The organism is Metabacillus schmidteae (genome assembly GCF_903166545.1).
Lineage (GTDB): Bacteria > Bacillota > Bacilli > Bacillales > Bacillaceae > Metabacillus > Metabacillus schmidteae.
Genome location: NZ_CAESCH010000001.1, coordinates 2,615,971 through 2,642,593, shown reverse-complemented (window position 1 = coordinate 2,642,593; position 26,623 = coordinate 2,615,971). Strand labels below are relative to the sequence as shown.

Here is a 26,623-nt window from a genome sequence, read left to right as displayed (position 1 = left end):
GATATCAACGTCCTGTTGTTTGAAAATTCAAAATATAATCTATACTATAATTGAAAGAAGTTATTGCATTTAATTAGCCATTTGATTTGATGATAATCCAATCGATTCTAGAACATAATCATAAAAGTGAGAAACATGATGCTCAATTGGTACCAGAATTCCTCCGTTCTGGTAGGCTTTTGATCTCATATTTTCTTGACACCATTGACATGCCTCGAAGTCTTGTTCATTTACTCGATGAAATAATTCAACAGCATCTGTAGCATCAAAATCTGTTTTAGCCATTTCATCTGGATCAAATAACCAATCACAAATAACAATAGATCTTTCCGCACTGATTGGAATGATGCGATGTATGATAACATGATCAGGTGTTAAATTAATAAATATATGTGGATTTATAGTCATTCCGTAATATAACCGATCATCCTCTGGTAATAACCCTTTTAACATTGGTCGATTTCCTTTTCCACTAATCGAGAATGCCTCTATATTTTCACTAAAACTTGCTCCTGAACCTGTTTCATTCTGTGTACCAACTCCAGTACGGAATTGAGGGAAAGCTGAAGTAAGTTCTGGATGAATAGCTGAGCAATGATAGCATTCTTGAAAGTTTTCTACAATAATCTTCCAGTTTGCTTTCACATCATATTCTTTACGTTGAGCAACTCTTAAGTTTTGAATTTGGTATCTAGCTAATGTCTCAAGCTCACCAAAACGATCAATTATTTGCGGATTTAATTGTTCCTCAAGAGGCAGTGGATTTTCTGATAAGTTCAACCAGATTAATCCATGCCATGTTTGGACATACACTTTCTCCAAACCATAACTTTCATTATTTACTAACTCCTCGCGGCAATCACTTGATTTTGGAACCCCTGCTAATCGACCATCAAGTCCATAGCTCCATGAATGGTAAGGGCAACGAATAATACCAGTTTTCCCTGAAGAATCACTACAAAGTGTAGCACCCCGATGACGACATACATTTAAAAAACCACGTAGCACAAGATCTTTCCCTCTAATAATCAATATATTTTCACCTTCAACCTTAAGTGTGATATATTGACCAGGCTCAGCCACGTCATACTCATAGCCCACAAAAAGCCAGTGTTTTGCAAAGATATGCTTTTTTTCTAATTCAAAAATCTCTGGGGAAGTATACAGTTCACCTTTTAATGTAGATTTAATTTTTCCATTACCATTTACAACATTTTCTTTAATTATCATTTTCCTGTTCTCCCTTCAAACATCCTTGACATTATTAATGATTAAATGAACGATGAAATTAAGAAACTACTAACTTTTATAGTTAACCCCTAAATGAATTTATTGATAGGCAAAACGTTTTGGACTAAATAAATCAATAGGATGATTCGTTTTTCCATCGATCACTAAGTCAGCTAAAATTTCCCCGACTACACTAGCAAACTTAAATCCGTGTCCTGAAAAACCTGCAGCAATGGCCACTTGTGGATGTTCTGGATGCTCCGATATAACAAAATGTTCATCTGGTGTGTTTGTATACAGGCAAGTTTTACCTTGTAAAAATCGACCGTTTAACTGTGGAAGACCTTGAGATATATACTCTCTCATCATCTCCACTTCTTTGTCATACACGTTTCGATCAATGGTTTCAGGCAAACATTGCTTCCCTTTGCGGAAAAAGGCAATTTTTGCTCCTTCCGCTCCTATTCCAGTAGAAGGAAAACCATATAATTGAACTCCATCATCAGCTTCCCATATATAAATAGGGTGTTTTCCTACCTTGAATGGTTCAATTCCATTCTTTGGCTCAAAAAACATTTGAATATGTCGCTCTACTTGTAAGGTTATTCCTAAATCTTTTAATAACGTTGGTGCCCAAGCTCCTGCTGAAATAACTATTTTTCCAGCTTCATATGTTCCGCTACTTGTTAGGACACGAACACCTTCACCAGAGGGATTCGCTTCCCAAGACTGAACAGATTCAAAAAACTTAAGATCAGCGCCATATTTTTCCGCTTGTAATAAATGAGTATATACACTCTTTTCAGGTCTAACAAAACCTGCGAGTTCTTCATATAAACCGACAGTATTAGAAGTGGGATTAAAAACCGGAAAACGTCTCCGTATGCTTTCTGCGTCAAGTACTTCATAGGCTAAATTCCACTGAATCGCACTCTTAATACTACCTGAGACTGTTAAACTATCTGGAGATCCAAACATTAGACCACCTGTTATCGTTAAAATTTCTTCTCCACTTTCTCGTTCGATCTCATCCCACAGTTCATATGCTCTAAGTAATAAAGGAACATAAGCAGGATCCTCAAAATAGGATTGTCTTATAATTCTTGAACCACCATGGCTAGAACCTAGATCATGTGCCGGACCAAATTGTTCAAGTCCAAGAACTTTCTGTCCTCTTTTTGCTAGTTGGTACGCAGCCGTACTCCCCATAGCACCTAATCCAATAACGATAACATCATAATGCTTTGACATATTCATTCCCCCGGTTCTTATCATGACTAAATTATTTGGAGCTTACTAGTGTGTTGTTTATTACTTGAGCTTCGTAACGTTTGTCGAAATACTCAATACTTAATTCACTATTCTGATGTAAAGCTTCTGGGTTTAACATTGCGAAGACGATCCCACAACCTTTGCTGTAGCTATAGCCCGCACTAGTAATAAATCCTACAACCTTATCTCCACTCAAAATAGGTTCATACCCCATAACAACTACAGAAGGTTCTTTTATCATTAACTTTACTAATGATACTTTTGGACCATGTTCCTTCCGGTTCACTAATGCCTCTTTTCCAATAAAGGATGGTTTTGTCAAATCAATCATATGATCTAAATCAACTTCATAAGGATCATGCTCACTCCAGAAGTCTTTACCACTTCTAGCTGAGAGTGAATTAATTCGAAGACTCTCAAGTGCACGAGCGCCCCCTGCGATAAGATGAAATGGGTTTCCTGTATTCATTAATAGATCCCATAATGGTAAACCTTGATCAAATGTTGTGAATAACTCCCATCCTTCTATTCCATCAAAAATATCGTAAACTACAGTAACAGGGACATTCCCAACATATATTTCTTTTACATTTTTCAATTGCCAGTTTGCTAGATTAAATTTCATTTTATCAAGAGATTCCATAATTTCATTTGCTTTAGGACCTATTAAACGAAGGCCACATACACCAGATGTATGATCATTTATACTAATTGAGCTAGAAAGTGGAATGTGCTTTTCTATCCAACTTGCTTCAACCGCACCTGAACAAAAAATAAAAAACTTGTTTTCTTTCAAACGAATAATCTTTATTTCATCCTTAATACCGGCTATTTTGTTTAACATAAAAGTGTTTGTCATCTGTCCAATAGGGATGTCAACATTACTTGTTGTTAATTCCTGGAGGAAATCAAGTGCGCCGACACCATTTATTTCTAATCGCTTTTTGGATGCAGTGACGTCAAATAGACCAGCATATTGGCTTACATGAAGTTGTTCTGCTTCAATTATCGGTGACCAGTACCTAGCCTCCCATCCTTTTCTCATTAACATTGAATCTTCATAAGTAGTAACAAGCGGAGCATTTCCTTCATACCACTGTGGCTGCTCCCAACCTGACGTTTCACTAAAATAGGCACCGAGTGTTTGTTGTCGTCCAAAATAAGGACTGAATCTCATATTGCGCGAGGTGTCAGCAGACTCAAAAGGGTGATGAATATCATATACTTTTTCATAGTTTTCAACAGAACGTGATTTATAGAATGCCGGGCTTTGAGCATATATATCAAAGCGATTTATATCACACAGCTCTAAATCAAGAGTTGGTGCACCGTTCACAATCCATTCAGCCATCTGTTTTCCAACTCCAGCTGAATGGGTTACCCAAATAGCTTCCGCGACCCAAAAGCCTCGAACCTTTTTTGATTCTCCTAATAATGGCATTCCATCAGGTGTAAAGGAAAAGATTCCATTTATTCCTTTTTTCCATCCTGCTTTTTCTAATCCTGGGATGAGTTCAACTGCATCTTCCCACGGTTTCTCAAAATCTTCTGGAGTAAATGGTTTAACCGACGGCATTTCTTTCGTCTCTCCATATTTAGAAATTTCACTCACCTCAACCGGTAATGGCCGATGTTGGTATGAACCAATACCAATTCCATTAAAGACCTGACGAAAATACATAGACGTATCTTGATCCCTAACGAGTGGAGCTGTAACCTCTTCTATTTCATTTGCTAATTCTACTAAATCATTAGAGATTACATATTGATGAGCAATTGGCTGAAGAGGTATGGTCACTCCTACCATTTCTCCTATTCTTGGTCCCCAAAATCCTGCACAACATATAACAACATCCGCTTCAAAGCTGCCAATACTGGTTTCCACTGTTTTCACTTCATCATTTACAACATGAATACCAGTAACTTCTGTATGCCCAAAAAACTGTGTACCGCAAGATTTTGCAAAACTAGCCATTTTATCTACAGCTCTAAGTGGTTTAGCAATCCCATCTGAAGGGACATATAAGCCTCCATAAATAATTTCACCGTTTATCAAGGCACATTTCTCCACACATTCCTCCGGAGAAAGAATCAAAGCCTCTATTCCCCAAGACTTTGCTATTCCTACTTTTCTCTTTAAGTCTTCAAATCTTTCAGGTGTTTGTGCAACCTCAATACTTCCAACCGAGTAGAATGATGAAGCTTCATCAATACTTAATTCTTTAAATGCCTCCACTGTTTGAGAAGCTAATGTAGTAAGCACCTTTGATGTACTCAGTTGAAATACAAGTCCTGGAGCATGTGACGTTGATCCGCCGGTTTCAAATAAAGGACCTTGTTCAATAACTGTAATATTTTTTTGTCCCTGTTTGCTTAAATAATAAGCAGTACTACAGCCAACCACCCCAGCTCCAATAATGACAATCCTTTTTTGATCCATACGCTTATTCCCTCTCTTCCTGAAAGATCTAAGAATTTTTACAAAAGATAAAATAGTTCCCTTTCTTAAATCTCTCAACCAATCTTTGTAAATCCTCAATCCACTAAAACAAGAAATAGGTTAAAGAAATTAAATGTGTTTCAAAAATCTCATCCTCCTAATTCCCAATTTTGTGAAACTCGTTGATCTATTTTTACTTCAATTTTCTTCACTTACACAATTCAATTGTAAGAATATGTAACGTCTTTTTTTCGCAAAAATTTTTTATACCTTTTTTCTTCCTACTAAACGGAATAAAGCCTCTCTTAATTAATATTTTTGATTGACTGCTTAAAAAAAGGATTACCAAAACCAAATTACGTAAAATCAGATCGTTCACTTTATAGATAATAATTCTTGAAAATCTTATTTTGTCCAATACTCTTGACTTTTCCTGCATTAAGTATACTTTTAGGCACTATATGTTTTTAAAGTGCGTACTTTTTTTTATGATTAATTAAAATATAATTTAAATTAAATAAAAATCAGAAATTTTAGGGAGGAGTAAAATATTGAATCACGTGCAAATGAGGTAGAAAAGAACATGGAGGTGATTATATTTGTACATACAGAAGTTACGACTGTAGAGCTGCTGAGGAAAATTACTTTCAATAGCTATGTGTATAATTGAATGTGTTGTAAATAATGCACAAAAAGCTATTGCTGGAGAGATAAAGTTAGAAACACATCCAAAAGTATTCAAGGAAAACCAGATTTAGTTAATATTGGTGAAGGAATTACAAGTAAAGGAGATAATAAAGCAAAATTTAAAATTATAAAACAAGAAGCTTAGAATGAGGTTTAATCAGCATAACAAGAAAACTGTTAAAAATTCGAAGGCTGTAATAAAGAACATAGTCAAATCTTGATGATGAAAAGTTATTGCAAAGGGATCGAGAGCTATTCTCAAGACTATTTCTTAGAAATAAGTCATTGAGTATCGGAAGATTCTCACAAATAATTTGCCCTTTTTGTTAATGTTCAAAGAAATTGTTAATGCATAATCTTTTTATATAATAAAATGAATATTCCACAAATCACTGTTACTCCTATAAAAGTTAATAGATAGAAAAAAGGGGAAGTAGCTTTTCCAAAATCAACTTCTTTATGTAGTGTTACTACTTTTCCCCATGCACTTTCAATTTGATAAAAACATTGAAAGGTTCTTCAATTACTGAACAATATATTCACTGAGCCGACCTTTATTTCTTTTACCAACATTACTTTACCATAAAAATCCATCACATTTTTTCAATATCATCAAAATAAAAGGCCGTTATAATACTAATTTCAGTATTATAACGGCCTTCTTTTTATGTTCACTATTAAATCATCATCACTTTTTCGCACTTATTAATTCTTTTTCAACAGCTTGTAAGTTTGTTACAACCTTGTTTATGGCACTAAATAAAGCTTTTACAGATGATGTCATAATATCTACATCAATGCCGCAGCCCCAATAAATTGTGCCATCTTCTGCGGTAATTCCTACATAAGAAACAGCTTTTGACCCGGAGCCTATTTCAAGGGCATGTTCTTTGTAGACTAAATCTTTATACTGAATACCTAATTGTTTTTGAATCGCGTTGCTGATAGCATCCAGCCTTCCATTTCCTTTACCGACAAGCTTATGGACTTCATTGTTTATCCCAATAGTCACATTCGTCTCGTATTCTTCATTTTGAATGTAATTGTAATTAATAAACTCAACAGGTTTGTTAATATTCACATATTCATTCATAAAAATATCATAAATTTCATTAGGCATTAGCTCTTTATGTTTACGGTCTGACACATTTTTCACACTATATCCAAAGCTTTCACGCATTTCGACAGGTAAGTCAAGGCCATATGTTTGTTGAAGCACATATCCAATACCACCCTTACCAGATTGGCTATTAATTCGAATAATATCTCCTTCATATTCTCTGCCGATATCCATTGGATCAATTAATAGATATGGTACAGTCCAATGCTCACGTTCTTTTTCTTCGCGCCATTTCATTCCTTTTGCAATGGCATCTTGATGTGAACCTGAGAATGCAGTAAATACAAGTTCACCACCATATGGGTGTCTTTGGTGAACTGTCATTCTTGTTAATTTTTCATACACAGATATAATTTTTGGGATATTTTCAAAATTTAAATTAGCATCAATTCCATGTGAAAACATGTTTAGTGCTAGTGTGACAATGTCCACGTTACCTGTTCTTTCACCATTTCCAAACAATGTTCCTTCAACTCTTTGTGCTCCAGCAAGCATGGCAAGCTCTGCGTCTGCAACTCCAGTTCCTCTATCATTATGAGGATGGACGGAAAGAATCACATTGTCCCTGAAATTAAGGTGATCGCTCATATACTCAATTTGACTTGCGTAAACATGCGGCATAGACATTGATACAGTTGCCGGAAGATTAATAATGACCTTGTTATCAGCGGTCGGTTGCCAAATATTTAGTACTGCATTACAAATCTCAAGCGCGAATTCCATTTCTGTTCCTGTGAAGCTTTCTGGAGAATATTGAAATTGGAACTCCCCTTCCGTTTCAGCAGCATACTTTTGAAGCATTTTTGCACCGTTTACGGCTATGTCAATGATTTGTTCTTCTGATTTCTTAAATACTTGCTCACGCTGTGCAACAGAAGTTGAATTATAAAGATGAACAACTGCTTTTTTTGCACCACGTAGCGCTTCAAACGTCTTACTTATGATATGTTCCCTTGACTGAGTTAATACTTGAATTGTCACGTCATCCGGAATAAGATCTTGTTCAATCAATGTACGTAAAAAAGCATATTCTGTTTCCGAAGCAGCTGGAAATCCCACTTCAATCTCTTTAAATCCTACTTCTAAAAGCAATTGGAAATATTCTAATTTTTCTTCCAGACTCATAGGGACGATCAAAGCCTGATTTCCATCACGAAGATCCACACTACACCATGTAGGCGCTTCTGTAATATACTCTTTCTCAGTCCATTTTAAGCTTGTTACCGGGGGCATAAAGTATCCTCTAGCATACTTAGTTGTATTTTCCATGTTAACTTCCACCTTTTTAATAGTTAGTTTTTAGTTTTAATATAAAATATAAAAAGCCTGTCATCTCATAAGAGACGACAGGCTTAGCCTACGTGGTACCACTCTTTTTGGTTCATTAAATTATTAAAATACGAAATGAACCCGCTCAATGACTTTATTACGGTCGTCAACCGTTAAGACCTACTAATATCAGTCTTACCACTCCCGGGCGAGTTGGGGATATAATTGACTGTCTTTCACCAACCGACAGCTCTCTGAACAATTATGCTTCCTTAATACTCCCGTTCAATGTGTTTCATTATTAGATTAATCTGATTTTTCTAATCTTATAATGAATTTAGAAAATATTCAAGACTTAAATGTAAATTTTTAATAATTAATTATGCATCTATTATCGGAGATTCATTTCTACGCTATTCATTTATTATCTGTCATTAAGCTAATAGTACATCCTCTAATGTTTTATCAAGAGTATCGTATGTAAACGAAAATCCTTCTTTTAGTAGTCTATCAGGTAAGACCCAACGACTTTTCAATACAAGCTCCGTTTCCGTACGAATGAAGATTGACCCTAACTCAAGCATCCATTTAGGTGCCGGAAATCCAAAAGAAACATTCATTACTGTTCGCAGATTTTGCATCAATTCCTGGTTCGTTACTGGATGTGGAGCTGAGCAATTGAATACACCTTCAAGATCTTGTCTATTCTGCAAAAACAAAACAATCCTGAACAAATCTTCTACATGAATCCAACTGAATTTTTGATGCCCTGTTCCTTGATTACCACCTAAGCCAAACTTGACTAAGTTTCGATAAGGGATCATAACTCCTCCATTTTTTCCTAAGACGATCGCAATTCGCAAGGCTATTTGTCTTGTATTTGGAAAATGAAATGAAAAGAAGGCTTCTTCCCATGATGTTGCAACATCTACGGAAAAACCGGAACCAATTTCTCCATCTAATTCTGTCATCGGTCGATCTTCTGCATGACGGTAGATTGTTGCTGTGCTTGAATTAATCCACAATTTAGGCGGAGTTGTACAACGTTTAATTGCTTCTCCTAATCGGTTCGTTGTCATTAATCTTGAATTCATAATTTCCCGCTTATTTTTCTCATTATAGCGACAGTTGACTGACTTACCTGCAAGGTTAATGAGGAGTTCAGCATGATTTAATGCCTCAACAATAGCTTTTTCATTTTCCCACGAAACATGTTGTGGTCGTCTTGATATGATGATCACATCATAACCGAGTTTGATAAATTCCCGCTCGAAAAATTGTCCGATAAAACCCGTTCCTCCAGCCAATACAATTTTCTTCTTCATTTTCCCCATCCTTATCACCACTTGATTACCTAAAGTTTACCATATGTATACAGAGAGAAGGGAGATATGGAATATCAGAATGATTCTTTCATTGAATTGGTCGTCTTTTTGGGGATTTTTTCAAGCTTCCTTCCTCTTACACGGTACCATTGAAGACAAAGGATAAAAATTAATCCAAGATCAATTACATCCCCACCATAATACATAACCAGCGCGCCTAACTCAGCTTCATTTCGGGTTATCCCTGAAGGCGGATGAACATATAGTAGTTTAGACAATATTCCATGAGCTGCGATAGCTAAAATTAAGATTGAAGCTCGATATGGAAATGACGTTTTATGTGCTGATGAGTCTATACATAGAATAGAGAAAGTGAAAGCATAGCCTGCCAAAAACATGTGGAGATGAATCAGGCTAGCTATCATTGCGTTCTCATGCATGAGCGAGAAAAGGTCTGTTGTATAGAGAATCCATAATCCACCCACATTTAGAAACGTTGTAACAATGGGCTCAGACAGGATTTTAAAGGGCCATCCTTTTAGTATGGCTGCTAACTTCCGTGCATATTTCACAGGTAAAATGTTAAAAAGTAAGGTGATTGGACTTGCCAATACAAGAAGAAGAGGACCAAGCATTCCTAGCAATATATGTCCAATCATATGATACATAAAATGGTGGTGTGCTTGGCTTGCAATAGGTCCAACGAATGCCAAACTTATGCATGTCACTCCCATTAACCAGTAGTAGAATTTGATGATCGACCAGTTCTTCCTTTTATGTTGTAAGTGAATAACAGCTGCTAAATAACCTACCACTAATAAAAATAGGAAAATTAATAATAATTGATGATAAGGAATGACACCTTCATGATGGAGATTATTGATCATATGCCTTATTCCCTCTATTCAACTTTTCTTGTTTTTTAGACTGATTCAACAAAATAATCCCCGAAAGAATCATAATGATCGCAACCCCATTCCAGACTAAATCATAGACGAACACCTCGTCTACATACCTAATTTGATGGATTCTCATAAGCTTGTGTTGAATTGTCCCATCATAAAGCTGAAAACCTCCAGAACCAATCAAAGAACCTCCCCACCATCTTTTCACAGAGAACTGCCCCCTGCGACGGAGATCAGCGAACATAAATAACCCCATCACAGTAGCAAACCAACTAAAAGCATGAAAAAGTCCATCAGAAATTAGTCCAATTTCCGTTGTTGATTGATCATAAAAATGGTGCCAATGTAATAACTGATGAAATACCGTTTCATCAATAAATGCGACAAATCCTATTCCGAAAAAGATACCGGCCCAAAGACTTCTTTTAGTATCCATAATATAAGGTCCCCCTAAAAAAGTAATGACGTTAATAAAGTATTGACGGTGCCTCCGAATTCCTATACCCGTTACATACACTATGCAAATAGGCTAAACTCCATCTTTATGAGTTTAGCCTTTTCTATACAAATCCTAACGTCCCTCTTGCATATATTTCATCCACTTTTTTAGTCTGTACCCATAAATACCATATCCAATAACAGAAAGGAGTGTTAGACTACCAGATAATTGCCACAATATAGCCTGTGAAGAGACAATACCATAACCAATTCCTATAAGACCAACTAAAACAAGTTGAAAGCAACGCTTTTTATTATTTTCAATAATGGTAAACTGAAAATGTCTTCTTTGTTCCGTTTCTTTTACCATTTCATACTTGTTAGGAGCTTGAAGGAATTCAGTTGCGGAATGAATAATTTTAAAAAGTGGTTGAGACTGTGCCCATTGCCACAAAAATGCCCATTTGTTATTGCCTTGTGTTTGTAACCATTTCATAAAAACAGGCTTACCAAGCTCTAACAATTCTTGATCTGGAACCAGATTTCGTATATTCCCTTCAATGGTAACTACTGCCCGACCTAAAAATACGAATCTAGTCGGCACTTGAATCGGCAAAGCTTGTAAAAGATCATTCATTTCGAGTTTTAATTTTAGTAAATCTGCTTCTTTTAGTTGAGTTGGATCAAAGGACACAAGCTCTTCCATCAATTTTTCCATCGTTCGGGAGTTTTCCTGGGAATGTAAAAATTCTAATTGATATAAGCATTCTACTGCTTTTGTATAATCTTTAGCTAGTATACTACCGATTAAACTTTGGAAATAAGCAGCATCCTTTTTTGAGATCTCTCCGACCATTCCAAAATCTAACAAAATAACTTTTCCATCTGATGAAAAAAGAATGTTTCCTGGATGAGGATCTGCATGAAACAATCCAGGCTCTAACCATTGTGGAAGAAAAACACTCATTAACCGTTTCGCAAGCTCCTCCCTGCTTAAAGGCAACTGATTCATTTGCTGTTCATTCGTAATCCTTATCCCATCAATCCATTCCATGACAAGAATCTTGGGTGTACAAAGTTCCTTGTATACTGAAGGAATTTTCACGATATCTGAGGACTGATAACGGTCCTTAAAGTATTTGAGTGCTTTCATTTCTCGTTGAAAATCCAGTTCTTGTTCGATCACTTGCTTTAATTCTTTGAATAACACCTTAAAATTAATAAATCCCTTTGGAACCGGCACAAAATGGTCAGCAAACCAAATAATGATTCTTAATGTACGAAAGTCTGTTTGAATAATCGATTGAATATGCGGTCTCTGGACCTTTATTGCAACAGCTGTACCATCCTTTAAGACTCCTTTATACACCTCTCCAATTGATGCTGAAGCAATTGAATGATGTTCAATTGAGCGTAAATGGTATTCAGGCTTTTCTCCCCACTCATTTTCCAATTGCTTTTCGATTTCATCCCAGTTTGAAGGCGGGACCTTGTCGGTTAAATCTTGAATTTGGCTGATAAAACCATGGGGAAGTAGATCAGAGCGAATACTCAAGATTTGTCCAATTTTGATTAAGAGACCGCCTAATTCAAATAATGTTTTACGAAAGTTCTTACCAATTTCACACCATAATTCTTCCCACTCGGCTTCAGACTTTTTCCTTAATTTATACCAATAGATTTTGAGAAAAATTGAGAAAAATAATACTAGAACCTTATACATTCGTTTCCATTTACTTTTCACTGCCATCTAAATACCTCATTATTATTTTTTAACTCGAATCTCAAAGAACTTTTCTTTTTATCCTTCTAAATTATACCATTTATTAGCAAATTGTTCATTTTCTTATTGCAAAAGAGATGTTAACCCTTTCATAAATGTATCCTGTCAAGTTTCAAAACAAATGTCTTTTCAAATTGTAAAAAAAGGATTAAGATAGGTCTATGAATTGGCAAAGGGGTGAGATCATTGAGACAACGTTTGCTATTTAAATCATTATTTTTGCTATTGATCTTCATTACTAGCATACATCTCGTTTCAATGTCGCAAGTACATCATCCTATTAGTCTAGGTAAAGTGGTTGCCGTAGAAAATGACGCAGCATCTGGATATACAATACTGGAAGAAGATCAAAAGCAATTTGATTTATATGGCAGTATGCCGGAAATTGTTTATACAGTATTAATTTCACTAACATTATTGCTATTTAGCTATTTTGCTATACGGAGACAACGAATTAGGCAATTTTTGTATGCTGTTTATTATCAATCTTCTTATTTTTCTAAAGATCGTTTATTTCAATCATTCCAAATAAATTAATTGAAAAATTGGAGGTTATATAAATGATGTTTGTATTAAGATTGATTCCGATCGTATTGTTTTCAGTAACAGCTTTAAGTCTATTTACGTACCAAGGTATTGAAATTGTTCATGCGTTTACAGACTATTTTCAAAAAAAATAAACGTATAAAAAGGCTGATCCTCTATGGATCAGCCTTTTCGTTCTTTACTTTTCAATTTCCTCTGATTGTTCTATCCATGTTTCTTTCACAGACCCTGCATCCTGCTCATCCATTATAAATGAACCGTTACTGTATCGATCATTTGCTCTTATTGTTGATACATCAACACTTTCGATCAGACCTTTTTCAGATTCAAGGAAAAATTCTTCGTTCTTATAAACAATCCCAGCACCGACAATTCGATGTGGATTATTTTTAAGTTCTCTTAGCATAATGAGCCCACGCTTAGCTCTAGATGACTTTTCAAAGTCATTCAGAGACATTTTTTTCACTGCACCTCTTTGTGTAGCGATCACTAAAAATGCTTTTGTATTCGGTTTTAATACATTTCCACTTACAACATAATCATCCGGCTTTAAGTTAATCCCTTTTACTCCAGCAGCCCGTGGACCAACAATATTCACTTCTTCTTCTGTAAACCATAATCCATAACCCAAGTGTGTAACTATGAATAAATCCTCATTACCTGTTGTGAGGTGCACATCCACCACACTGTCATCACCTTTAAGATTTACAGCAACAAGTGGTTTTGAATATCGTTGTGCTTTATATACATTAAGCTCAGATTTTTTCACCATCCCCGACTTAGTCACAAACGTTACGAAAGAAGGTTCTTCAAAGTTTTTAACTGGGATTGCCTTGATTATTTCTTCATCACGATCAATTGGGATAATATTGGCAATATGTTGCCCTAGATCTTTCCAGCGAATATCAGGCAGTTCATGTACCGGACAGTATAAGTAATTTCCTTTATTCGTAAACAACAGCACAACATCTGTTGTATTAATGTCAATTTTAGAAAGTAAACGATCCTTTTCTTTCATACCAAAATCTTGCCCATTAGATGCTGCATAGGACCTTTGGCTTGTTCGTTTCACATAACCGTCTTTAGTAACAGTTACAATCACATCTTCAGATGCTACCATTACTTCAAGATTAATCTTAATTTCTTCAATTTCTGCTTCAATGACAGAGCGACGTTCATCTGCATAAGTTTTCTTCACTCTTTTAAGATCGTTTTTAATGACTTTTAATAAGACTTTTTCATCATTAAGAATATTTGTTAATTCTTCAATTTTATTAGCCAGCTCTTCTGCTTCATTTCTTAATGCTGTAATATCTGTATTTGTTAAACGATAAAGCTGTAACGAAACAATTGCTTCTGCTTGCGGCTCTGAGAATTGGTATTTTTGAATTAAATTATCTTTCGCATCTCTCTTGTCCTTAGAAGCACGGATAGTTGCAATTACTTCATCCAAAATAGATAAAGCCTTAATTAGACCTTCGACAATATGCTGTCGTTCCTGCGCTTTTCGCAGTTCATATTTAGAACGATTAGACACAACCTCTTTTTGATGTCCAATATAGGCATCAAGGATAGAAGTTAAACTCATTAACATAGGGCGACGATTATGTATCGCGACCATATTAAAGTTATATGTAATTTGCAAATCACTGTTTTTATATAGATAATTCAGAACTCCTGCAGCATTTGCATCTTTTTTCAACTCAATCACAATACGTAATCCTGTACGATCTGTCTCATCACGTACTTCAGCAATTCCTTCAACCTTACGTTCGATTCTGAATTCATCAATGCGCTTAACGAGATTAGCTTTATTTACTTCAAATGGAATTTCTGTAACGGTGATTTGCTGTTTACCACCACGAACCTCTTCTATTTCCGCTTTCCCACGAACAATAATTTTCCCTTTACCTGTCTCATAGGCTTTCTTAATCCCCTCAACACCTTGAATAATTCCACCTGTTGGAAAATCCGGACCTTTGATGACTGTCATTAACTCATCAACAGTACATGTTGGCTTATCCATTCGTTTAATGACGGCATCAATAACTTCCCCTAAATGATGCGGTGGAATGTCTGTAGCATAACCAGCCGAAATACCTGTTGAACCATTCACTAACAGGTTTGGAAACATTGCCGGCAACACTAATGGTTCCTTACTAGTATCATCAAAGTTTGGAACAAATTCAACGGTTTCTTTTTCAATGTCTCGCAATAATTCTGAAGCAATTGCCGATAATCTTGCTTCAGTATAACGCATTGCGGCAGGTGGGTCACCATCAATACTTCCATTATTTCCATGCATTTGAATGAGTAAATTGCGGACCTTCCAGTCTTGACTCATCCGAACCATGGCATCATAAACAGATGAATCTCCATGAGGATGATAATTACCAATAACATTACCAACTGTTTTTGCTGATTTACGATAGTTTTTATCATTTGTATTCCCGTCAACATGCATTGCATATAAAATTCTTCGTTGTACAGGTTTTAATCCATCACGTGCATCTGGTAATGCACGATCTTGAATAATGTACTTACTATAACGTCCAAAACGGTCACCAAGCACATCTTCAAGAGGTAAATCGCGATATACTTCTACTGAATTATTCAAAAGCTTATACCTCCTCTGCGACCGATAAGTGCTCATTTTCTAATATATTTGTTTCTTCATCAAGACCAAAAGCAACATTGCTTTCAATCCATTTTCTGCGTGGTTCTACTTTATCACCCATAAGTGTTGTTACACGTCTCTCAGCACGGGCTGCATCATCAATTTTCACGCGAATAAGCGTTCTTGATTCTGGGTTCATTGTTGTTTCCCAAAGCTGATCTGCATTCATTTCTCCAAGACCTTTGTATCGCTGGATCATATAACCTTTTCCAACTTTAGAAATAGCATCACTTAGTTCATCATCAGACCATGCATACTCAATAACTTCCTTCTTGCCTGACCCTTTACTTACTTTGTAAAGAGGTGGCAGGGCAATAAATACTTTTCCGTTTTCGATTAGCGGTTTCATATAACGATAAAAGAACGTCAATAAAAGTACTTGAATATGGGCACCATCCGTGTCGGCATCAGTCATAATAATGACTTTGTCATAATTTATATCTTCTAAAGTAAATTCTGCTCCAACACCCGCTCCAATTGCATGAATAATCGTGTTAATTTCCTCATTTTTAAAAATGTCCGCCAACTTCGCTTTTTCTGTATTAATAACCTTTCCTCTTAAAGGAAGAACAGCTTGGAATCTGCGGTCTCTACCTTGTTTAGCAGAACCACCTGCAGAGTCACCCTCAACAAGATATAATTCATTTTTTAATGGATTACGTGACTGTGCTGGAGTAAGCTTACCACTTAATGTTGTTTCTGAGCGCTTTCGCTTTTTACCGCTTCGAGCTTCCTCACGTGCTTTGCGGGCTGCCTCTCTCGCTTGAAAAGCTTTGATCGCCTTTTTAACAAGTAGTGTTCCTGCATCAGGATTTTCTTCTAAAAAGTATGAAAGGTTTTCAGACACAATGGCATCAACTGCTGATCTTGCTTCACTTGTTCCAAGCTTTCCTTTTGTTTGACCTTCAAATTGTAAAAGCTCTTCAGGAATTCTTACTGATACGATCGCTGATAAGCCTTCCCGAATATCAGAACCTTCCAAGTTTTTATCTTTTTCTTTTAGTAATCCTGTTTTTCTCGCATATTCATTAAATGCTCTTGTCATCGCTGTTTTAGAGCCGGCTTCATGAGTTCCGCCGTCTTTTGTCCGAACATTATTAACGAACGATAAAATATTTTCTGAATACCCATCATTGAATTGAAAAGCAAATTCAGCTTCAATGCCATTTTGTTCACCCTCAAATGAAACAACTTGATGTAACGCATCTTTCTCTTCATTTAAGTATGTAACAAATGCTTCAATACCAGTTTCATAATGATAAACTTCAGATTGATCATGACGTTCATCGATTAACTCAATTTTAAACCCTTTCAAAAGAAAAGCAGACTCACGTAGACGTTCACTTAATGTTTCAAAGTTATAAGTTGTCGTACTAAACATGGTTGGATCCGGTTTAAAATGAATTTTTGTACCGGTTTTGCTCGTTTTTCCTTTTTTCTCTAAGGTTGTCACCGGCTTCCCGCCGTTTTCAAATCGCTGTTCATAAATAAAACCATCGCGTTGAATCGTCACAACAAGCCACTCTGAGAGGGCATTAACAACTGATGCACCTACCCCATGTAAACCACCACTTGTTTTGTAACCACCTTGCCCGAACTTTCCACCAGCATGAAGGACCGTTAAGATGACTTCAGGTGTAGGTTTTCCGAGTTTGTGCATACCAATCGGCATTCCTCGTCCCTTATCTTGAACAGATATACTGTTATCTTTATGTATTTTTACAATTATATGATCTCCGTGGCCTGCTAAAGCCTCGTCCACAGAGTTATCTACGATTTCGTACACAAGATGATGCAACCCCCGACTATCAGTACTACCAATGTACATACCAGGTCGTTTTCTTACAGCCTCAAGACCTTCGAGGACTTGAATCGCATCATCATTATAATCAAACTGTTGCTTCTTTCCCAAGCGACTAAACCCCTTTCAGTGACAAACAATTAAATCTTTTTTCACAATAGAACGCATGTTTTAGTATTTTATACAATAATTTGCAGATCGACAACCCCCACAAAAGCAGAGAAAATCAAGTTAAAGTTTTCTTACACTTATTATCTTACCAATTGCCTCTTATCCATGCTTTATTGTATATGGTAAATTGGTTTTAGGAAACAGTATTCGCATAATAAAATAAAAATCCTTGTTTATACAAGGATTTTCTTAAAAATAAGCAAATAAATTACTTTGTCATAGCATGCTCAACCTTAATACAACGATTCATGATAACGGTTTTATTATTGTCTTTCAATAATTGATACGCTTCTTCATTTTCTAATCCAAGCTGAGCCCAGTATACGTCTGCGTCTATTTTCAAAAATTCCTGTGCAACCTCCAACAAATGTTCTGAACGGCGAAAAACATTTACGATATCAACATGGTCTTTTATTTCACTCAAACGTCCTACTGCTTTTTGACCTAATACTTCATCAACCGTCGGATTTACAGGAATAATTTTGTATCCCGCGTCCTGCATAGCTTTACTTACCAAATATGATGTACGATCAGGATTGTTAGATAAACCGACAACCGCTATCGTCTTACTGTTCTTTAAAATTTGGCCAATTTCTTCTCTTGATGGATTTTCAATTGCCATTATCCCATCTCCTTTTCCTCTATCATAACAAGTTTGAGACACACCAAACAATGAATTTGCCTAGACTATCTGGAATCAATTCCCATTTGTATGGAATTGTAACTTATCTCTTATACTATGTACGTCATAAGAATGTTACTAATAACATGAGAGTTTTTATCTTTTTTTATTCTCTCATAGTGTTTTTTTCAGTTATCATGATAGAATATAGAAAGAATACGCAAAGGAGTACAAACATGATTGAAGCCATTATTTTTATCTTAGCTTATTTACTAGGCTCCATTCCATCAGGTCTTATTGTAGGCAAGCTTGGGTATGGAATTGACATACGGGAACATGGGAGCGGGAATTTAGGTGGAACAAACACATTTCGGACATTAGGTGTAAAAGCAGGCTTAATCGTTACAGGTGCAGATATCTTAAAAGGAACACTTGCTGCTGCCCTACCTTTAATCTTCGGTCTTGATCACCTGCATCAATTGTTAGTAGGGATTTTCGCCGTTATCGGACATACATATCCAATTTTCGCAAAATTTAGAGGCGGAAAAGCAGTTGCCACATCTGGGGGCGTACTATTATGTTACGTACCGCTATTGTTCATTACAATGTTAGCCTTCTTTTTTATCGTTCTTTATATTTCAAAATATGTATCACTTTCTTCTATGCTTGCAGGTGTGTATGGGATCATCTACAGTTTGTTTACAAAGGACATTCCCCTTATCATAGTCATAACACTTATGACTGGGTTTGTTATCTATCGCCATCGTGCAAATATTAAACGTATAATGAATAAAACAGAACCTAAAGTAAAGTGGCTATAACTTGAGGAGATAAGTAAAACAGAACTTTTCGAAAGAAGAGATTTTGCTTTACTTCATCTTCTTTTTATTTTTTTCGTAAGATTCATTATTAGCCCTATCAACACATCTATACTATAATAAATTTAAGATAAAAAACATAAGGAGTGTTCGGTCTTGAAAATAACCATTGATAACAAAGCAGCTGATTGGTATATAAATGAATTACAACTTGAAGAAGGTGACACAGTTCAATTTTTTGTTAGATATGGTGGATGTAGTAATGTACAAAAAGGCTTTTCACTCGGAGTAGTAAAGCAAGTACCAGAAGAAATCGGATCCAGTGTAGAAAGTAAAGGAATTACATTCTTTGTTGAAAATCGTGATTTATGGTATTTTGATCAGCATGATTTACATGTTGATTTAGATGAAGATGCTGAAGAACCTGTTTTTCAATATAATTAATTTAGACCATTTTAAATGGCATCTAATTATTAAAACTGGCATTGCACGGAAAAAGGGGAAATTTCACAAGTTCTATTGTCTAGTGAAATTTCCCCTTAAGCTAAGTTATTCGTATTTTAAAACGTTGTATGTGGTCTTCCAGACCATTTTCTTGCAAAATGGTCAATTGTGTTGTTCCCATCAAATCAAAATGAGGATAATGCTTATAATGGTGAATCCATTCTTCTTTTAATCCGTATTGCTTACCCCATTTTGCTAATTTTTCAATATCCTTACAGCCAACCTTTGTCACGCAATGACTGTTTGGAAACCGTTCGTCCACCCAAAAATGAGTTAAAAACGCAATGTTCCCCTTATCAATCTCCTGTTTCCATGTATGTAATTCTTTACGGGAAATGCCAAATGCCATTTATTTTTTCGCCTTCTCATATGCTTCATGCCAATCAGGGAACATCTTTTTAAATTTAACAGGTCTAAATGTCTCCTTGTTCACACAAACATGACTTGATTTTGCTTGAACAGATAGCTCACCGGCTGGTGAATATATTTCATATCCATATACACTTTTAATCCCATTATATTCATCAATCCATGTGTGAATTGTAGCTGTTTCACCGTATCTCATTGGTTTTTTATATGAAATTTCCAAGTCTATGACTGGTGAAATAATTCCCTGTTCTTCCATTCCAGCATAAGAAAAACCAAGATCTTGAATTAGTTTTGTTCTCCCCACTTCCATCCAAACTAAATAATTTGCATGGTATACAACACCCATTTGATCTGTTTCCGCATACCGGACTTCAATCTCAGCTTTTGATATAAGCATTCTTTCTTCTCTCCTTGTTTCGATGATCCATTACTAACGATAACTTCAACCAATAATAACATATCTTTTTTTGTGTGGCTAAAAATATAAACCAGGCTAGAAGCCTGGTTTATTTACTGATCATAACGATATCCATTTTCTCGAGCTTGTGCTTCATCTTTAATTTCATTGCGCATCGCATTGATACTTTCCTCACGGCGAAGGTTTTTAGCTTCAATACGTTCACGCTCTTCTGAATTTGCAAATTGCATGGAGTCCTGTGCTTCTTCAATATTTTCTATTGTGTTTTGAACCATGCTTTGAAGCTTCTCTACATTATCAGAACGATCATCTGGATTTGGTCTAGTATGTTTTGTCATCGTGTATCCTTCCTCTCATTGTGAAGTAATATGAAAAGCAATGAAACAATGTTAGTCTGCTTTTTTGAAGAAGATTTTAAACACGTTTTATGTTAATTGAAAGAATTTCTATCTTATAATATAACTACCTACTATTACTCGCCTTTTGTTTGAATCACTTGAGCATGTTTTCCGGAAGTATCCTGCATTTGTTTACCTTTATTGTTCCCGAAGCCACGTGATTTTGTACCTACATGATTGGGATTAAAATGAGTTTGTTTATCGTTTTGACCTGCCATTGTTATCGCCTCCTCAACAAGTAGAATACCCTTTATGAGGGGATACAATGATTAGAAAAACTTGGCTTGCCTCGAAACAATAATAATGTTAGCCTTAGTTGTTTTTATACAAAAAAATTTTACATTCATTTTGTACCGGCAGACCAATTAATCCAATCTTTTTAGAACACGTTGCTCCCATCGTTCCTCCAATAAATCAAGTGCTACTCGATCTTGTAACAATTGCTGTTTATTTTCTTTTACTAACTCTTCAAATGATTTTTTTCTTGTTTTTCTCATGTTGCCTTTCACCTCCGTCTTAATTTAAATAAAGGATACCCAATTTTCTGACATTTAAATCGATATTTTGAAAAGTAATGAAATTTATGTATTAGAAAAATTAAAAAACCGAACCAATTTAGGTACGGTTTAAAGGTTTAAAGATTATTAAGAAAATCATTCATCTGATCATATGATAACGCCCCAACAAATTTCGTTTGAATCACACCATTTTCATCTACAAAATAGGACGTAGGATATGATAGCACTTCAAATTGATTATTGATTTTCCCTTTTCCATCAAGTAATACAGGAAATGTCAACCCTAATTCTTTTACAAAGCTGTCAACTGTTTCTACACTGTTCTCAGAACTCGTAAGGTTCACCGCTAATACGACTACATCACCATTGTGTTCATTTTGAATTTTTTGCATATCAGGCATTTCAGATCGACATGGTGGACACCAGGTCGCCCAAAAATTGATTATTACTTTTTTACCTTTTAAACTCGATAAACTCATGCTCTCTCCACTTAGAGTTTCTAATTCAAAATCAGGTGCAGCACTTCCTTCAGATACACCTACTTTTGGTGAACTTGGATTTATAGCAAAATAAACAGCGTAACCTATAAGGAAAATCAAAATAGAAATCGCCAAAACCTTTTTCATTTATTTACCTCCTAAAGAACGGACAATACAAGAAACTTAATTAATTGAAATACGAGCGTAAAGGTTAACAAAAGTCCCATTAGCGTTAGTATAAAAAACTTTACCGGGATATTTTCTTTTCTTATTTTCCAAATTAAAAAAATAAAACCCACTAATAAGCCAAGATAAAAGCCATTTATTCCCCCGGTAAAAAAAATCCAGCGGGTTGTTAATAACAGCTGTGGCTCAAATACGACAATACTAAATTTATATGTAATAAAGATAATAAACCAAAATGTAAGATAATGCTGCTTATAAAATTTCTTTATCATTGAATCAGCAATGAATCCATCAAAAATGAAATATGTAACTAAGATCGAACCTATGTAGATCAGAAGGATATATTGAATCGTAAACGGTCCAAGTTGTAAAGCGTCATACATACAATGCAAAAGTCCTTTCATCGTATTACTTCATTTCTCATTTAAGCATGGTTTAACGAAAAGAACAACGAAAACACATTAAAATTCTAATAATAGTCATAAAAATACAAATGAGAAACGTCTTTATCTATACTATCGTTATAATATAGTTAACGTACATATTGAGCATAACAAAAAGGGAACGAAATATCGTTCCCTTTTCCTTATGTTAAGCTTTTAATTTATCACGTAATACCATTTGAAGGATTCCACCATGACGGTAGTAATCAATTTCTACTTCGCTATCGAAACGAACTAGTACTTCAAATTCTGTTTTATTGCCAGCTTCGTCAGTAGCAGTAACTTTCACGAAATCACGTGGTTTTACTGTTTCATCGATTTCAACTTCAATTGTTTCCTTACCAGATAAACCTAGTGTTTCTGCGCTGTCTCCATCTTTAAATTGAAGAGGAAGTACACCCATTAACACAAGGTTACTACGGTGGATACGCTCAAAGCTTTGAGCAATAACTGTTTTGATTCCAAGAAGGTTAGTACCTTTAGCCGCCCAGTCACGAGAGCTTCCCATTCCGTAATCATTACCAGCTAAAACAACTAAACCTGTACCATCTTCCTTGTAATCCATGCATGCATCATAGATTGATTTAACTTCACCTGTTGGCCAGTAAGTTGTGTATCCTCCCTCGGTACCAGGAGCAATTTGGTTTTTGATACGGATGTTTGCAAACGTACCTCTCATCATAACTTCGTGGTTACCACGACGAGAACCATAAGAGTTGAACTCTCTTGGTGTTACCCCGTTTTCTTGTAGGTAACGTCCAGCAGGTGTATCTTTACCAATTGAACCAGCAGGTGATATGTGGTCAGTTGTAACAGAATCACCGAATTTAGCAACAACTCGTAAGTCTTTTAGAGTTTCTACTTTACCTGGTTCAGCTTCTAACCCTTCAAAGAATGGAGGATTTTGAATGTATGTTGATGACTCATCCCATACATATAATGCTTCATCAGTAGTTTCAATTTCATTCCAACGAGCATTATCATCAAATACTTGCTCATATTGTTCTCTAAACAGTTCAGGTGTAACTGTTTTGTTAACAACTTCATTAATTTCATTCGTACTTGGCCAGATGTCTTTAAAGAATACATCATTACCATCTTTGTCTTTACCTAATGAATCACTTTGTAGATCAATATCAACAGTACCTGCTAATGCATAAGCCACAACAAGCGGTGGTGATGCTAGGTAGTTACCTTTAACAAGAGGATGAATACGACCTTCAAAGTTACGGTTACCAGATAATACAGATGTTACTAATAAATCGTTAGCCGCTACTGCTTCTTCAATTTCATCAGCAAGTGGACCAGAGTTCCCGATACATGTTGTACATCCATAACCTACAAGGTTAAATCCAAGATTCTCAAGATGTGGTAATAAACCAGATTTTTCTAAGTATCCAGTAACAACCTTAGATCCTGGAGCTAAAGATGTTTTTACGTATTTAGGTACCTCTAAGCCTAATTCAGTTGCTTTTTTCGCAACAAGACCTGCAGCAACAAGTACGTATGGGTTAGATGTATTTGTACAACTAGTAATTGCGGCAATGGCAATTGCACCAGTTTTCATGTTTGTTTCTTCACCGCTTTTGAACTTAACAGTGATTTCTTTGTTTATTTCAGTTGCCTCTAAACCAAAGCCTTGGTTTCCAGCAGGAGCAACTAAATGTTCATGGAATTTATCCTTCATCATTGAAAGAGGAATTAAATCCTGTGGACGCTTTGGACCAGAAAGGTTTGCTTCAATTTCAGAAAGATCAATTTCAACCACTTTTGTAAAGATTGGATCTTCATTTTCCGGTGTGAAGAATAAACCATTCGCTTTACAGTAATCCCCAACTACTTGAATTTGCTCTTCATCACGGCCGGTTAAGCGCATGTAATTAAGAGCTTCTTCATCAACTGGGAAGAAACCGCAAGTTGCTCCATATTCAGGCGCCATGTTAGCAATTGTTGCACGGTCTGCAAGTGGTAGTTTTGCTACACCAGGACCAAAGAATTCAACGAATTTACCAACAACACCTTGTTGACGTAGTACTTGAGTTACTTTTAATGCTAAGTCAGTAGCTGTTGTTCCATTTGGAAGCTCGCCTGTTAATTTAACACCAATAACTTCAGGTACTGGGAAATACGATGGTTGTCCTAGCATACCAGCTTCCGCTTCGATACCACCAACACCCCATCCAAGAACACCGATACCATTAATCATTGTTGTATGTGAGTCTGTACCAACTAGAGAATCTGGGAACGCTTCAAATTCACCTTCATCATTTTGAACAGCATGGACAACGTTAGCCAAATATTCCAAGTTTACTTGGTGAACAATACCAGTTGCAGGTGGTACTGCACGATAGTTGTCAAATGATTTCTTTGCCCAGCTTAAGAATTTGTAACGCTCTGCATTACGCTCAAATTCAAGATCCATATTAAATTGAAGAGCATCTGGAGTTCCGGCTCTATCAACCTGTACTGAGTGGTCAATAACAAGGTCAACAGGAATTTCCGGGTTAATCTTATCAGGATCTCCACCCAAATCTGCCATTGCTTTACGTAATGATGCTAAGTCAACAACAGCTGGAACACCCGTGAAGTCCTGCAAAATAACACGTGAAGGCTTGAAAGGAACGTCAATTTCTTTAAGGTCATTAGTTCCCCATTTTGCTAGGTTTTCAACATGTTCTTTTGTAATGACTCTGCCGTCTACTTGACGCAAAACTGATTCTAAAAGAACCTTTACTGAATAAGGCAGACGTGAAACGTTACCAATTCCAGCATCTTCTAGCGCTTGTAATGAATAGTAGTTGTACTTCTTTCCATTAACCGTAAAGTTTTTACGAGCTTGGAAAGCATCTTGTTTCGTAGTCACTTGATTAGTCATAAATTCTCCCCCTTAAAAAGATCAAGGTCGACAAATGTCGAAGGATGATACCCCATTTTTAAATACTTTTCACAATTTAATCTTAATACAAGTAGTAACATAAGTAAATAACAATGATGTTATTGATATGTATAAGGTTTCCTTATGAAAGCGTACTAGTATTGCTTTTCTACTATACCAAATTTTTAAGTAAAATGGAGGAAAAACTTTTCACTTTTTTCAAAATTTTTTACAAACTGCCCTTTTTGAATGTTTCCCGTGAATTGAGACAAGCTAATTTTGAAAGTGGGAGGTGAATGCAGGAATGGCTAAACGTAAAGCAAACCACGTGAGAATGGGTATGAATGATGCAAGTGCACAAGGTATCGGTACAGGCTATAATGAAGAATTACAAAATGAGCCGCTAACAGCTGCTCAAAGGCAGAACAATAAAAAACGCAAAAAAAATCAATAATAATTTTTTATAACGACAAAAAACGACGGAACTCCGTCGTTTTCCTTTGTACAAGCTGAAAGTATAAAGCACCAAACTCCTCTAATGACTACCACACAGGAATTGAGGACAAGAACATCTGTTATCCGGAGCGTCTTATACTTGTCGGAGTGCCTTCGAGGTACTAACGCTTTTCAAATCATTCCGATTGATTTACATCTCGAACAATTTGTTCAAGGTCACGCTGGTATTGTTCTAATCGTTTTCTTTGTGTTTCAGAAGCATTTTCCAGTGCATTATTAATTTGCTGATATGCTTCATTTACTTCTTCTGCCAGGTGTTTTAGTTGATGCCCATAATCTGCACTGTCTTTTACAATATTATCAAAAGCATCAAAGGCATCTGTTGCACCTTGTTGCGCTGCTTGGAATGATTGCTGGTTATTTTTATTATATGGCATATTCTTCACTTTCCTTTCTTCTACTATATAAAGCCATATATAGGATTGGTTATTATGATCATTTTTATTCATGCTTCACATCGCATGTTTTTTCATTTTTGACTCATCCTATTATGTAGGAGGGATGAAGATGACGAACAAAAATACAAGTAAAGATATGCGTAAAAATGCACCTAAAGGAAACAATCCTGGCCAACCAGAACCATTGGATGGCTCAAAAAAAGTAAAAAACGCTAATCATACTCGTCAAAAGAACAATAAAGGTCATGATATGTAAAGAAGGAAGAGAATGGTGAATCTCCATTCTCTTTTCTTGATTTTAAATATGTCCAAATTCAAATCAATTTCTCTTCAATTGACATTATTATCTTCACAAACAATAAATTTTTTGAATAAATTAAATGTTAAAGGGATCTAGTTTTATTATAAGAAGTCT

General features: G+C 35.7%; 25 protein-coding genes and 1 other annotated feature. Of the genes, 5 read left to right on the top strand and 20 right to left on the bottom strand.

Annotated features, from left to right (window positions below; translation table 11 throughout):
* Positions 1-69: 69 nt before the first annotated feature.
* The 8 genes from HWV59_RS12645 to HWV59_RS12610 all read right to left on the bottom strand — a co-directional run bounded on the left by HWV59_RS12645 (position 70) and on the right by HWV59_RS12610 (position 12,436).
* Complete coding sequence (locus HWV59_RS12645; RefSeq protein ID WP_175639019.1) at positions 70-1,230, bottom strand: aromatic ring-hydroxylating oxygenase subunit alpha; 1,161 nt, start codon at positions 1,228-1,230, stop codon at positions 70-72.
* Between the two features lie 99 nt (positions 1,231-1,329).
* Entirely contained in the window at positions 1,330-2,481 is a 1,152-nt protein-coding gene (gene solA, locus HWV59_RS12640) for an N-methyl-L-tryptophan oxidase (RefSeq protein ID WP_175639018.1), read from the bottom strand.
* A 31-nt stretch (positions 2,482-2,512) separates the two neighbouring features.
* Complete coding sequence (locus HWV59_RS12635) at positions 2,513-4,942, bottom strand: GcvT family protein (protein WP_175639017.1); 2,430 nt, start codon at positions 4,940-4,942, stop codon at positions 2,513-2,515.
* Positions 4,943-6,317: 1,375 nt separating this feature from the next.
* Positions 6,318-8,018 carry a 2-isopropylmalate synthase gene (locus HWV59_RS12630; RefSeq protein WP_175639016.1) on the bottom strand — a complete coding sequence of 567 codons (1,701 nt, stop codon included), beginning with the start codon at positions 8,016-8,018 and terminating at the stop codon, positions 6,318-6,320.
* Positions 8,019-8,085: 67 nt separating this feature from the next.
* Positions 8,086-8,316: a binding site (T-box leader), on the bottom strand.
* A gap of 136 nt (positions 8,317-8,452) precedes the next feature.
* Positions 8,453-9,343: a TIGR01777 family oxidoreductase gene (locus HWV59_RS12625; protein WP_175639015.1), complete on the bottom strand. Its 891-nt coding sequence runs from the start codon at positions 9,341-9,343 to the stop codon at positions 8,453-8,455.
* A 74-nt stretch (positions 9,344-9,417) separates the two neighbouring features.
* Positions 9,418-10,230: a cytochrome c oxidase assembly protein gene (locus HWV59_RS12620; RefSeq protein WP_175639014.1), complete on the bottom strand. Its 813-nt coding sequence runs from the start codon at positions 10,228-10,230 to the stop codon at positions 9,418-9,420.
* Complete coding sequence (locus HWV59_RS12615; protein WP_175639013.1) at positions 10,220-10,684, bottom strand: DUF2243 domain-containing protein; 465 nt, start codon at positions 10,682-10,684, stop codon at positions 10,220-10,222. The genes HWV59_RS12620 and HWV59_RS12615 overlap by 11 nt, the downstream gene beginning before the upstream one ends.
* Before the next feature lie 135 nt (positions 10,685-10,819).
* Positions 10,820-12,436, bottom strand: coding sequence for an ABC1 kinase family protein (locus HWV59_RS12610; RefSeq protein ID WP_175639012.1), 1,617 nt, complete (start codon positions 12,434-12,436; stop codon positions 10,820-10,822).
* Positions 12,437-12,655: 219 nt separating this feature from the next.
* Here HWV59_RS12610 and HWV59_RS12605 point away from each other — a divergent pair, with 219 nt between their 5' ends.
* Complete coding sequence (locus HWV59_RS12605) at positions 12,656-13,006, top strand: hypothetical protein (protein ID WP_175639011.1); 351 nt, start codon at positions 12,656-12,658, stop codon at positions 13,004-13,006.
* A 187-nt stretch (positions 13,007-13,193) separates the two neighbouring features.
* Here HWV59_RS12605 and parC read toward each other — a convergent pair whose 3' ends face one another.
* The 3 genes from parC to HWV59_RS12590 all read right to left on the bottom strand — a co-directional run bounded on the left by parC (position 13,194) and on the right by HWV59_RS12590 (position 18,286).
* On the bottom strand, positions 13,194-15,632 hold the full coding sequence (parC, locus tag HWV59_RS12600; RefSeq protein ID WP_235991722.1) for a DNA topoisomerase IV subunit A: 2,439 nt from the start codon (positions 15,630-15,632) through the stop codon (positions 13,194-13,196).
* 4 nt (positions 15,633-15,636) lie between these two features.
* A complete protein-coding gene (gene parE / locus HWV59_RS12595; protein ID WP_102229884.1) occupies positions 15,637-17,604 on the bottom strand; it encodes a DNA topoisomerase IV subunit B in 1,968 nt (655 codons plus the stop codon).
* A gap of 268 nt (positions 17,605-17,872) precedes the next feature.
* Entirely contained in the window at positions 17,873-18,286 is a 414-nt protein-coding gene (locus tag HWV59_RS12590; RefSeq protein ID WP_102229883.1) for a CoA-binding protein, read from the bottom strand.
* A 236-nt stretch (positions 18,287-18,522) separates the two neighbouring features.
* Between HWV59_RS12590 and plsY the strand changes: the two genes are divergently transcribed.
* Together plsY and HWV59_RS12580 are read left to right on the top strand one after the other, a co-directional pair.
* Positions 18,523-19,107: a glycerol-3-phosphate 1-O-acyltransferase PlsY gene (plsY, locus tag HWV59_RS12585; protein ID WP_102229882.1), complete on the top strand. Its 585-nt coding sequence runs from the start codon at positions 18,523-18,525 to the stop codon at positions 19,105-19,107.
* Positions 19,108-19,260: 153 nt separating this feature from the next.
* Positions 19,261-19,548 carry a HesB/YadR/YfhF family protein gene (locus HWV59_RS12580; protein WP_102229881.1) on the top strand — a complete coding sequence of 96 codons (288 nt, stop codon included), beginning with the start codon at positions 19,261-19,263 and terminating at the stop codon, positions 19,546-19,548.
* A 100-nt stretch (positions 19,549-19,648) separates the two neighbouring features.
* On the opposite strand, the gene HWV59_RS12575 is transcribed toward HWV59_RS12580, so the two are convergent.
* From HWV59_RS12575 to acnA, 8 genes are all read right to left on the bottom strand, one after another.
* Positions 19,649-19,957, bottom strand: coding sequence for a hypothetical protein (locus tag HWV59_RS12575; RefSeq protein ID WP_102229880.1), 309 nt, complete (start codon positions 19,955-19,957; stop codon positions 19,649-19,651).
* Complete coding sequence (locus tag HWV59_RS12570) at positions 19,958-20,374, bottom strand: acyl-CoA thioesterase (protein ID WP_102229879.1); 417 nt, start codon at positions 20,372-20,374, stop codon at positions 19,958-19,960.
* A 113-nt stretch (positions 20,375-20,487) separates the two neighbouring features.
* A complete protein-coding gene (tlp, locus tag HWV59_RS12565) occupies positions 20,488-20,733 on the bottom strand; it encodes a small acid-soluble spore protein Tlp (protein ID WP_102229878.1) in 246 nt (81 codons plus the stop codon).
* A 134-nt stretch (positions 20,734-20,867) separates the two neighbouring features.
* A complete protein-coding gene (locus HWV59_RS12560; protein ID WP_102229877.1) occupies positions 20,868-21,011 on the bottom strand; it encodes an acid-soluble spore protein N in 144 nt (47 codons plus the stop codon).
* 147 nt (positions 21,012-21,158) lie between these two features.
* The gene (locus tag HWV59_RS12555) at positions 21,159-21,290 is read right to left on the bottom strand and encodes an FbpB family small basic protein (protein WP_175639009.1); all 132 of its coding nucleotides are present in this window, start codon (positions 21,288-21,290) and stop codon (positions 21,159-21,161) included.
* Positions 21,291-21,427: 137 nt separating this feature from the next.
* A complete protein-coding gene (locus HWV59_RS12550) occupies positions 21,428-21,937 on the bottom strand; it encodes a TlpA family protein disulfide reductase (RefSeq protein ID WP_175639008.1) in 510 nt (169 codons plus the stop codon).
* An 11-nt stretch (positions 21,938-21,948) separates the two neighbouring features.
* Complete coding sequence (locus HWV59_RS12545; RefSeq protein WP_175639007.1) at positions 21,949-22,380, bottom strand: hypothetical protein; 432 nt, start codon at positions 22,378-22,380, stop codon at positions 21,949-21,951.
* 187 nt (positions 22,381-22,567) lie between these two features.
* Entirely contained in the window at positions 22,568-25,294 is a 2,727-nt protein-coding gene (gene acnA / locus HWV59_RS12540) for an aconitate hydratase AcnA (RefSeq protein WP_102229873.1), read from the bottom strand.
* 304 nt (positions 25,295-25,598) lie between these two features.
* Between acnA and sspO the strand changes: the two genes are divergently transcribed.
* Positions 25,599-25,748 (top strand): small acid-soluble spore protein O, encoded by a 150-nt coding sequence (gene sspO, locus HWV59_RS12535; protein ID WP_102229872.1) that lies wholly within the window; start codon positions 25,599-25,601, stop codon positions 25,746-25,748.
* 178 nt (positions 25,749-25,926) lie between these two features.
* Here the strand turns inward: sspO and HWV59_RS12530 are convergent, their stop codons facing one another.
* A complete protein-coding gene (locus HWV59_RS12530; RefSeq protein ID WP_102229942.1) occupies positions 25,927-26,187 on the bottom strand; it encodes a hypothetical protein in 261 nt (86 codons plus the stop codon).
* A gap of 130 nt (positions 26,188-26,317) precedes the next feature.
* Between HWV59_RS12530 and HWV59_RS12525 the strand changes: the two genes are divergently transcribed.
* The gene (locus tag HWV59_RS12525) at positions 26,318-26,464 is read left to right on the top strand and encodes a small acid-soluble spore protein P (RefSeq protein WP_102229871.1); all 147 of its coding nucleotides are present in this window, start codon (positions 26,318-26,320) and stop codon (positions 26,462-26,464) included.
* Positions 26,465-26,623 lie beyond the last annotated feature (159 nt).

What these genes read in the sequence shown, in the direction of transcription:
- HWV59_RS12645 (WP_175639019.1), bottom strand. Translation starts at nt 1,230, where the DNA reads ATGATAATTAAAGAAAATGTTGTAAATGGTAATGGAAAAATTAAATCT.
- solA (WP_175639018.1), bottom strand. Translation starts at nt 2,481, where the DNA reads ATGTCAAAGCATTATGATGTTATCGTTATTGGATTAGGTGCTATGGGG.
- HWV59_RS12635 (WP_175639017.1), bottom strand. Translation starts at nt 4,942, where the DNA reads ATGGATCAAAAAAGGATTGTCATTATTGGAGCTGGGGTGGTTGGCTGT.
- HWV59_RS12630 (WP_175639016.1), bottom strand. Translation starts at nt 8,018, where the DNA reads ATGGAAAATACAACTAAGTATGCTAGAGGATACTTTATGCCCCCGGTA.
- HWV59_RS12625 (WP_175639015.1), bottom strand. Translation starts at nt 9,343, where the DNA reads ATGAAGAAGAAAATTGTATTGGCTGGAGGAACGGGTTTTATCGGACAA.
- HWV59_RS12620 (WP_175639014.1), bottom strand. Translation starts at nt 10,230, where the DNA reads ATGATCAATAATCTCCATCATGAAGGTGTCATTCCTTATCATCAATTA.
- HWV59_RS12615 (WP_175639013.1), bottom strand. Translation starts at nt 10,684, where the DNA reads ATGGATACTAAAAGAAGTCTTTGGGCCGGTATCTTTTTCGGAATAGGA.
- HWV59_RS12610 (WP_175639012.1), bottom strand. Translation starts at nt 12,436, where the DNA reads ATGGCAGTGAAAAGTAAATGGAAACGAATGTATAAGGTTCTAGTATTA.
- HWV59_RS12590 (WP_102229883.1), bottom strand. Translation starts at nt 18,286, where the DNA reads ATGGCAATTGAAAATCCATCAAGAGAAGAAATTGGCCAAATTTTAAAG.
- plsY (WP_102229882.1), top strand. Translation starts at nt 18,523, where the DNA reads ATGATTGAAGCCATTATTTTTATCTTAGCTTATTTACTAGGCTCCATT.
- HWV59_RS12575 (WP_102229880.1), bottom strand. Translation starts at nt 19,957, where the DNA reads ATGGCATTTGGCATTTCCCGTAAAGAATTACATACATGGAAACAGGAG.
- HWV59_RS12570 (WP_102229879.1), bottom strand. Translation starts at nt 20,374, where the DNA reads ATGCTTATATCAAAAGCTGAGATTGAAGTCCGGTATGCGGAAACAGAT.
- tlp (WP_102229878.1), bottom strand. Translation starts at nt 20,733, where the DNA reads ATGACAAAACATACTAGACCAAATCCAGATGATCGTTCTGATAATGTA.
- HWV59_RS12560 (WP_102229877.1), bottom strand. Translation starts at nt 21,011, where the DNA reads ATGGCAGGTCAAAACGATAAACAAACTCATTTTAATCCCAATCATGTA.
- HWV59_RS12555 (WP_175639009.1), bottom strand. Translation starts at nt 21,290, where the DNA reads ATGAGAAAAACAAGAAAAAAATCATTTGAAGAGTTAGTAAAAGAAAAT.
- HWV59_RS12550 (WP_175639008.1), bottom strand. Translation starts at nt 21,937, where the DNA reads ATGAAAAAGGTTTTGGCGATTTCTATTTTGATTTTCCTTATAGGTTAC.
- HWV59_RS12545 (WP_175639007.1), bottom strand. Translation starts at nt 22,380, where the DNA reads ATGAAAGGACTTTTGCATTGTATGTATGACGCTTTACAACTTGGACCG.
- acnA (WP_102229873.1), bottom strand. Translation starts at nt 25,294, where the DNA reads ATGACTAATCAAGTGACTACGAAACAAGATGCTTTCCAAGCTCGTAAA.
- sspO (WP_102229872.1), top strand. Translation starts at nt 25,599, where the DNA reads ATGGCTAAACGTAAAGCAAACCACGTGAGAATGGGTATGAATGATGCA.
- HWV59_RS12530 (WP_102229942.1), bottom strand. Translation starts at nt 26,187, where the DNA reads ATGCCATATAATAAAAATAACCAGCAATCATTCCAAGCAGCGCAACAA.
- HWV59_RS12525 (WP_102229871.1), top strand. Translation starts at nt 26,318, where the DNA reads ATGACGAACAAAAATACAAGTAAAGATATGCGTAAAAATGCACCTAAA.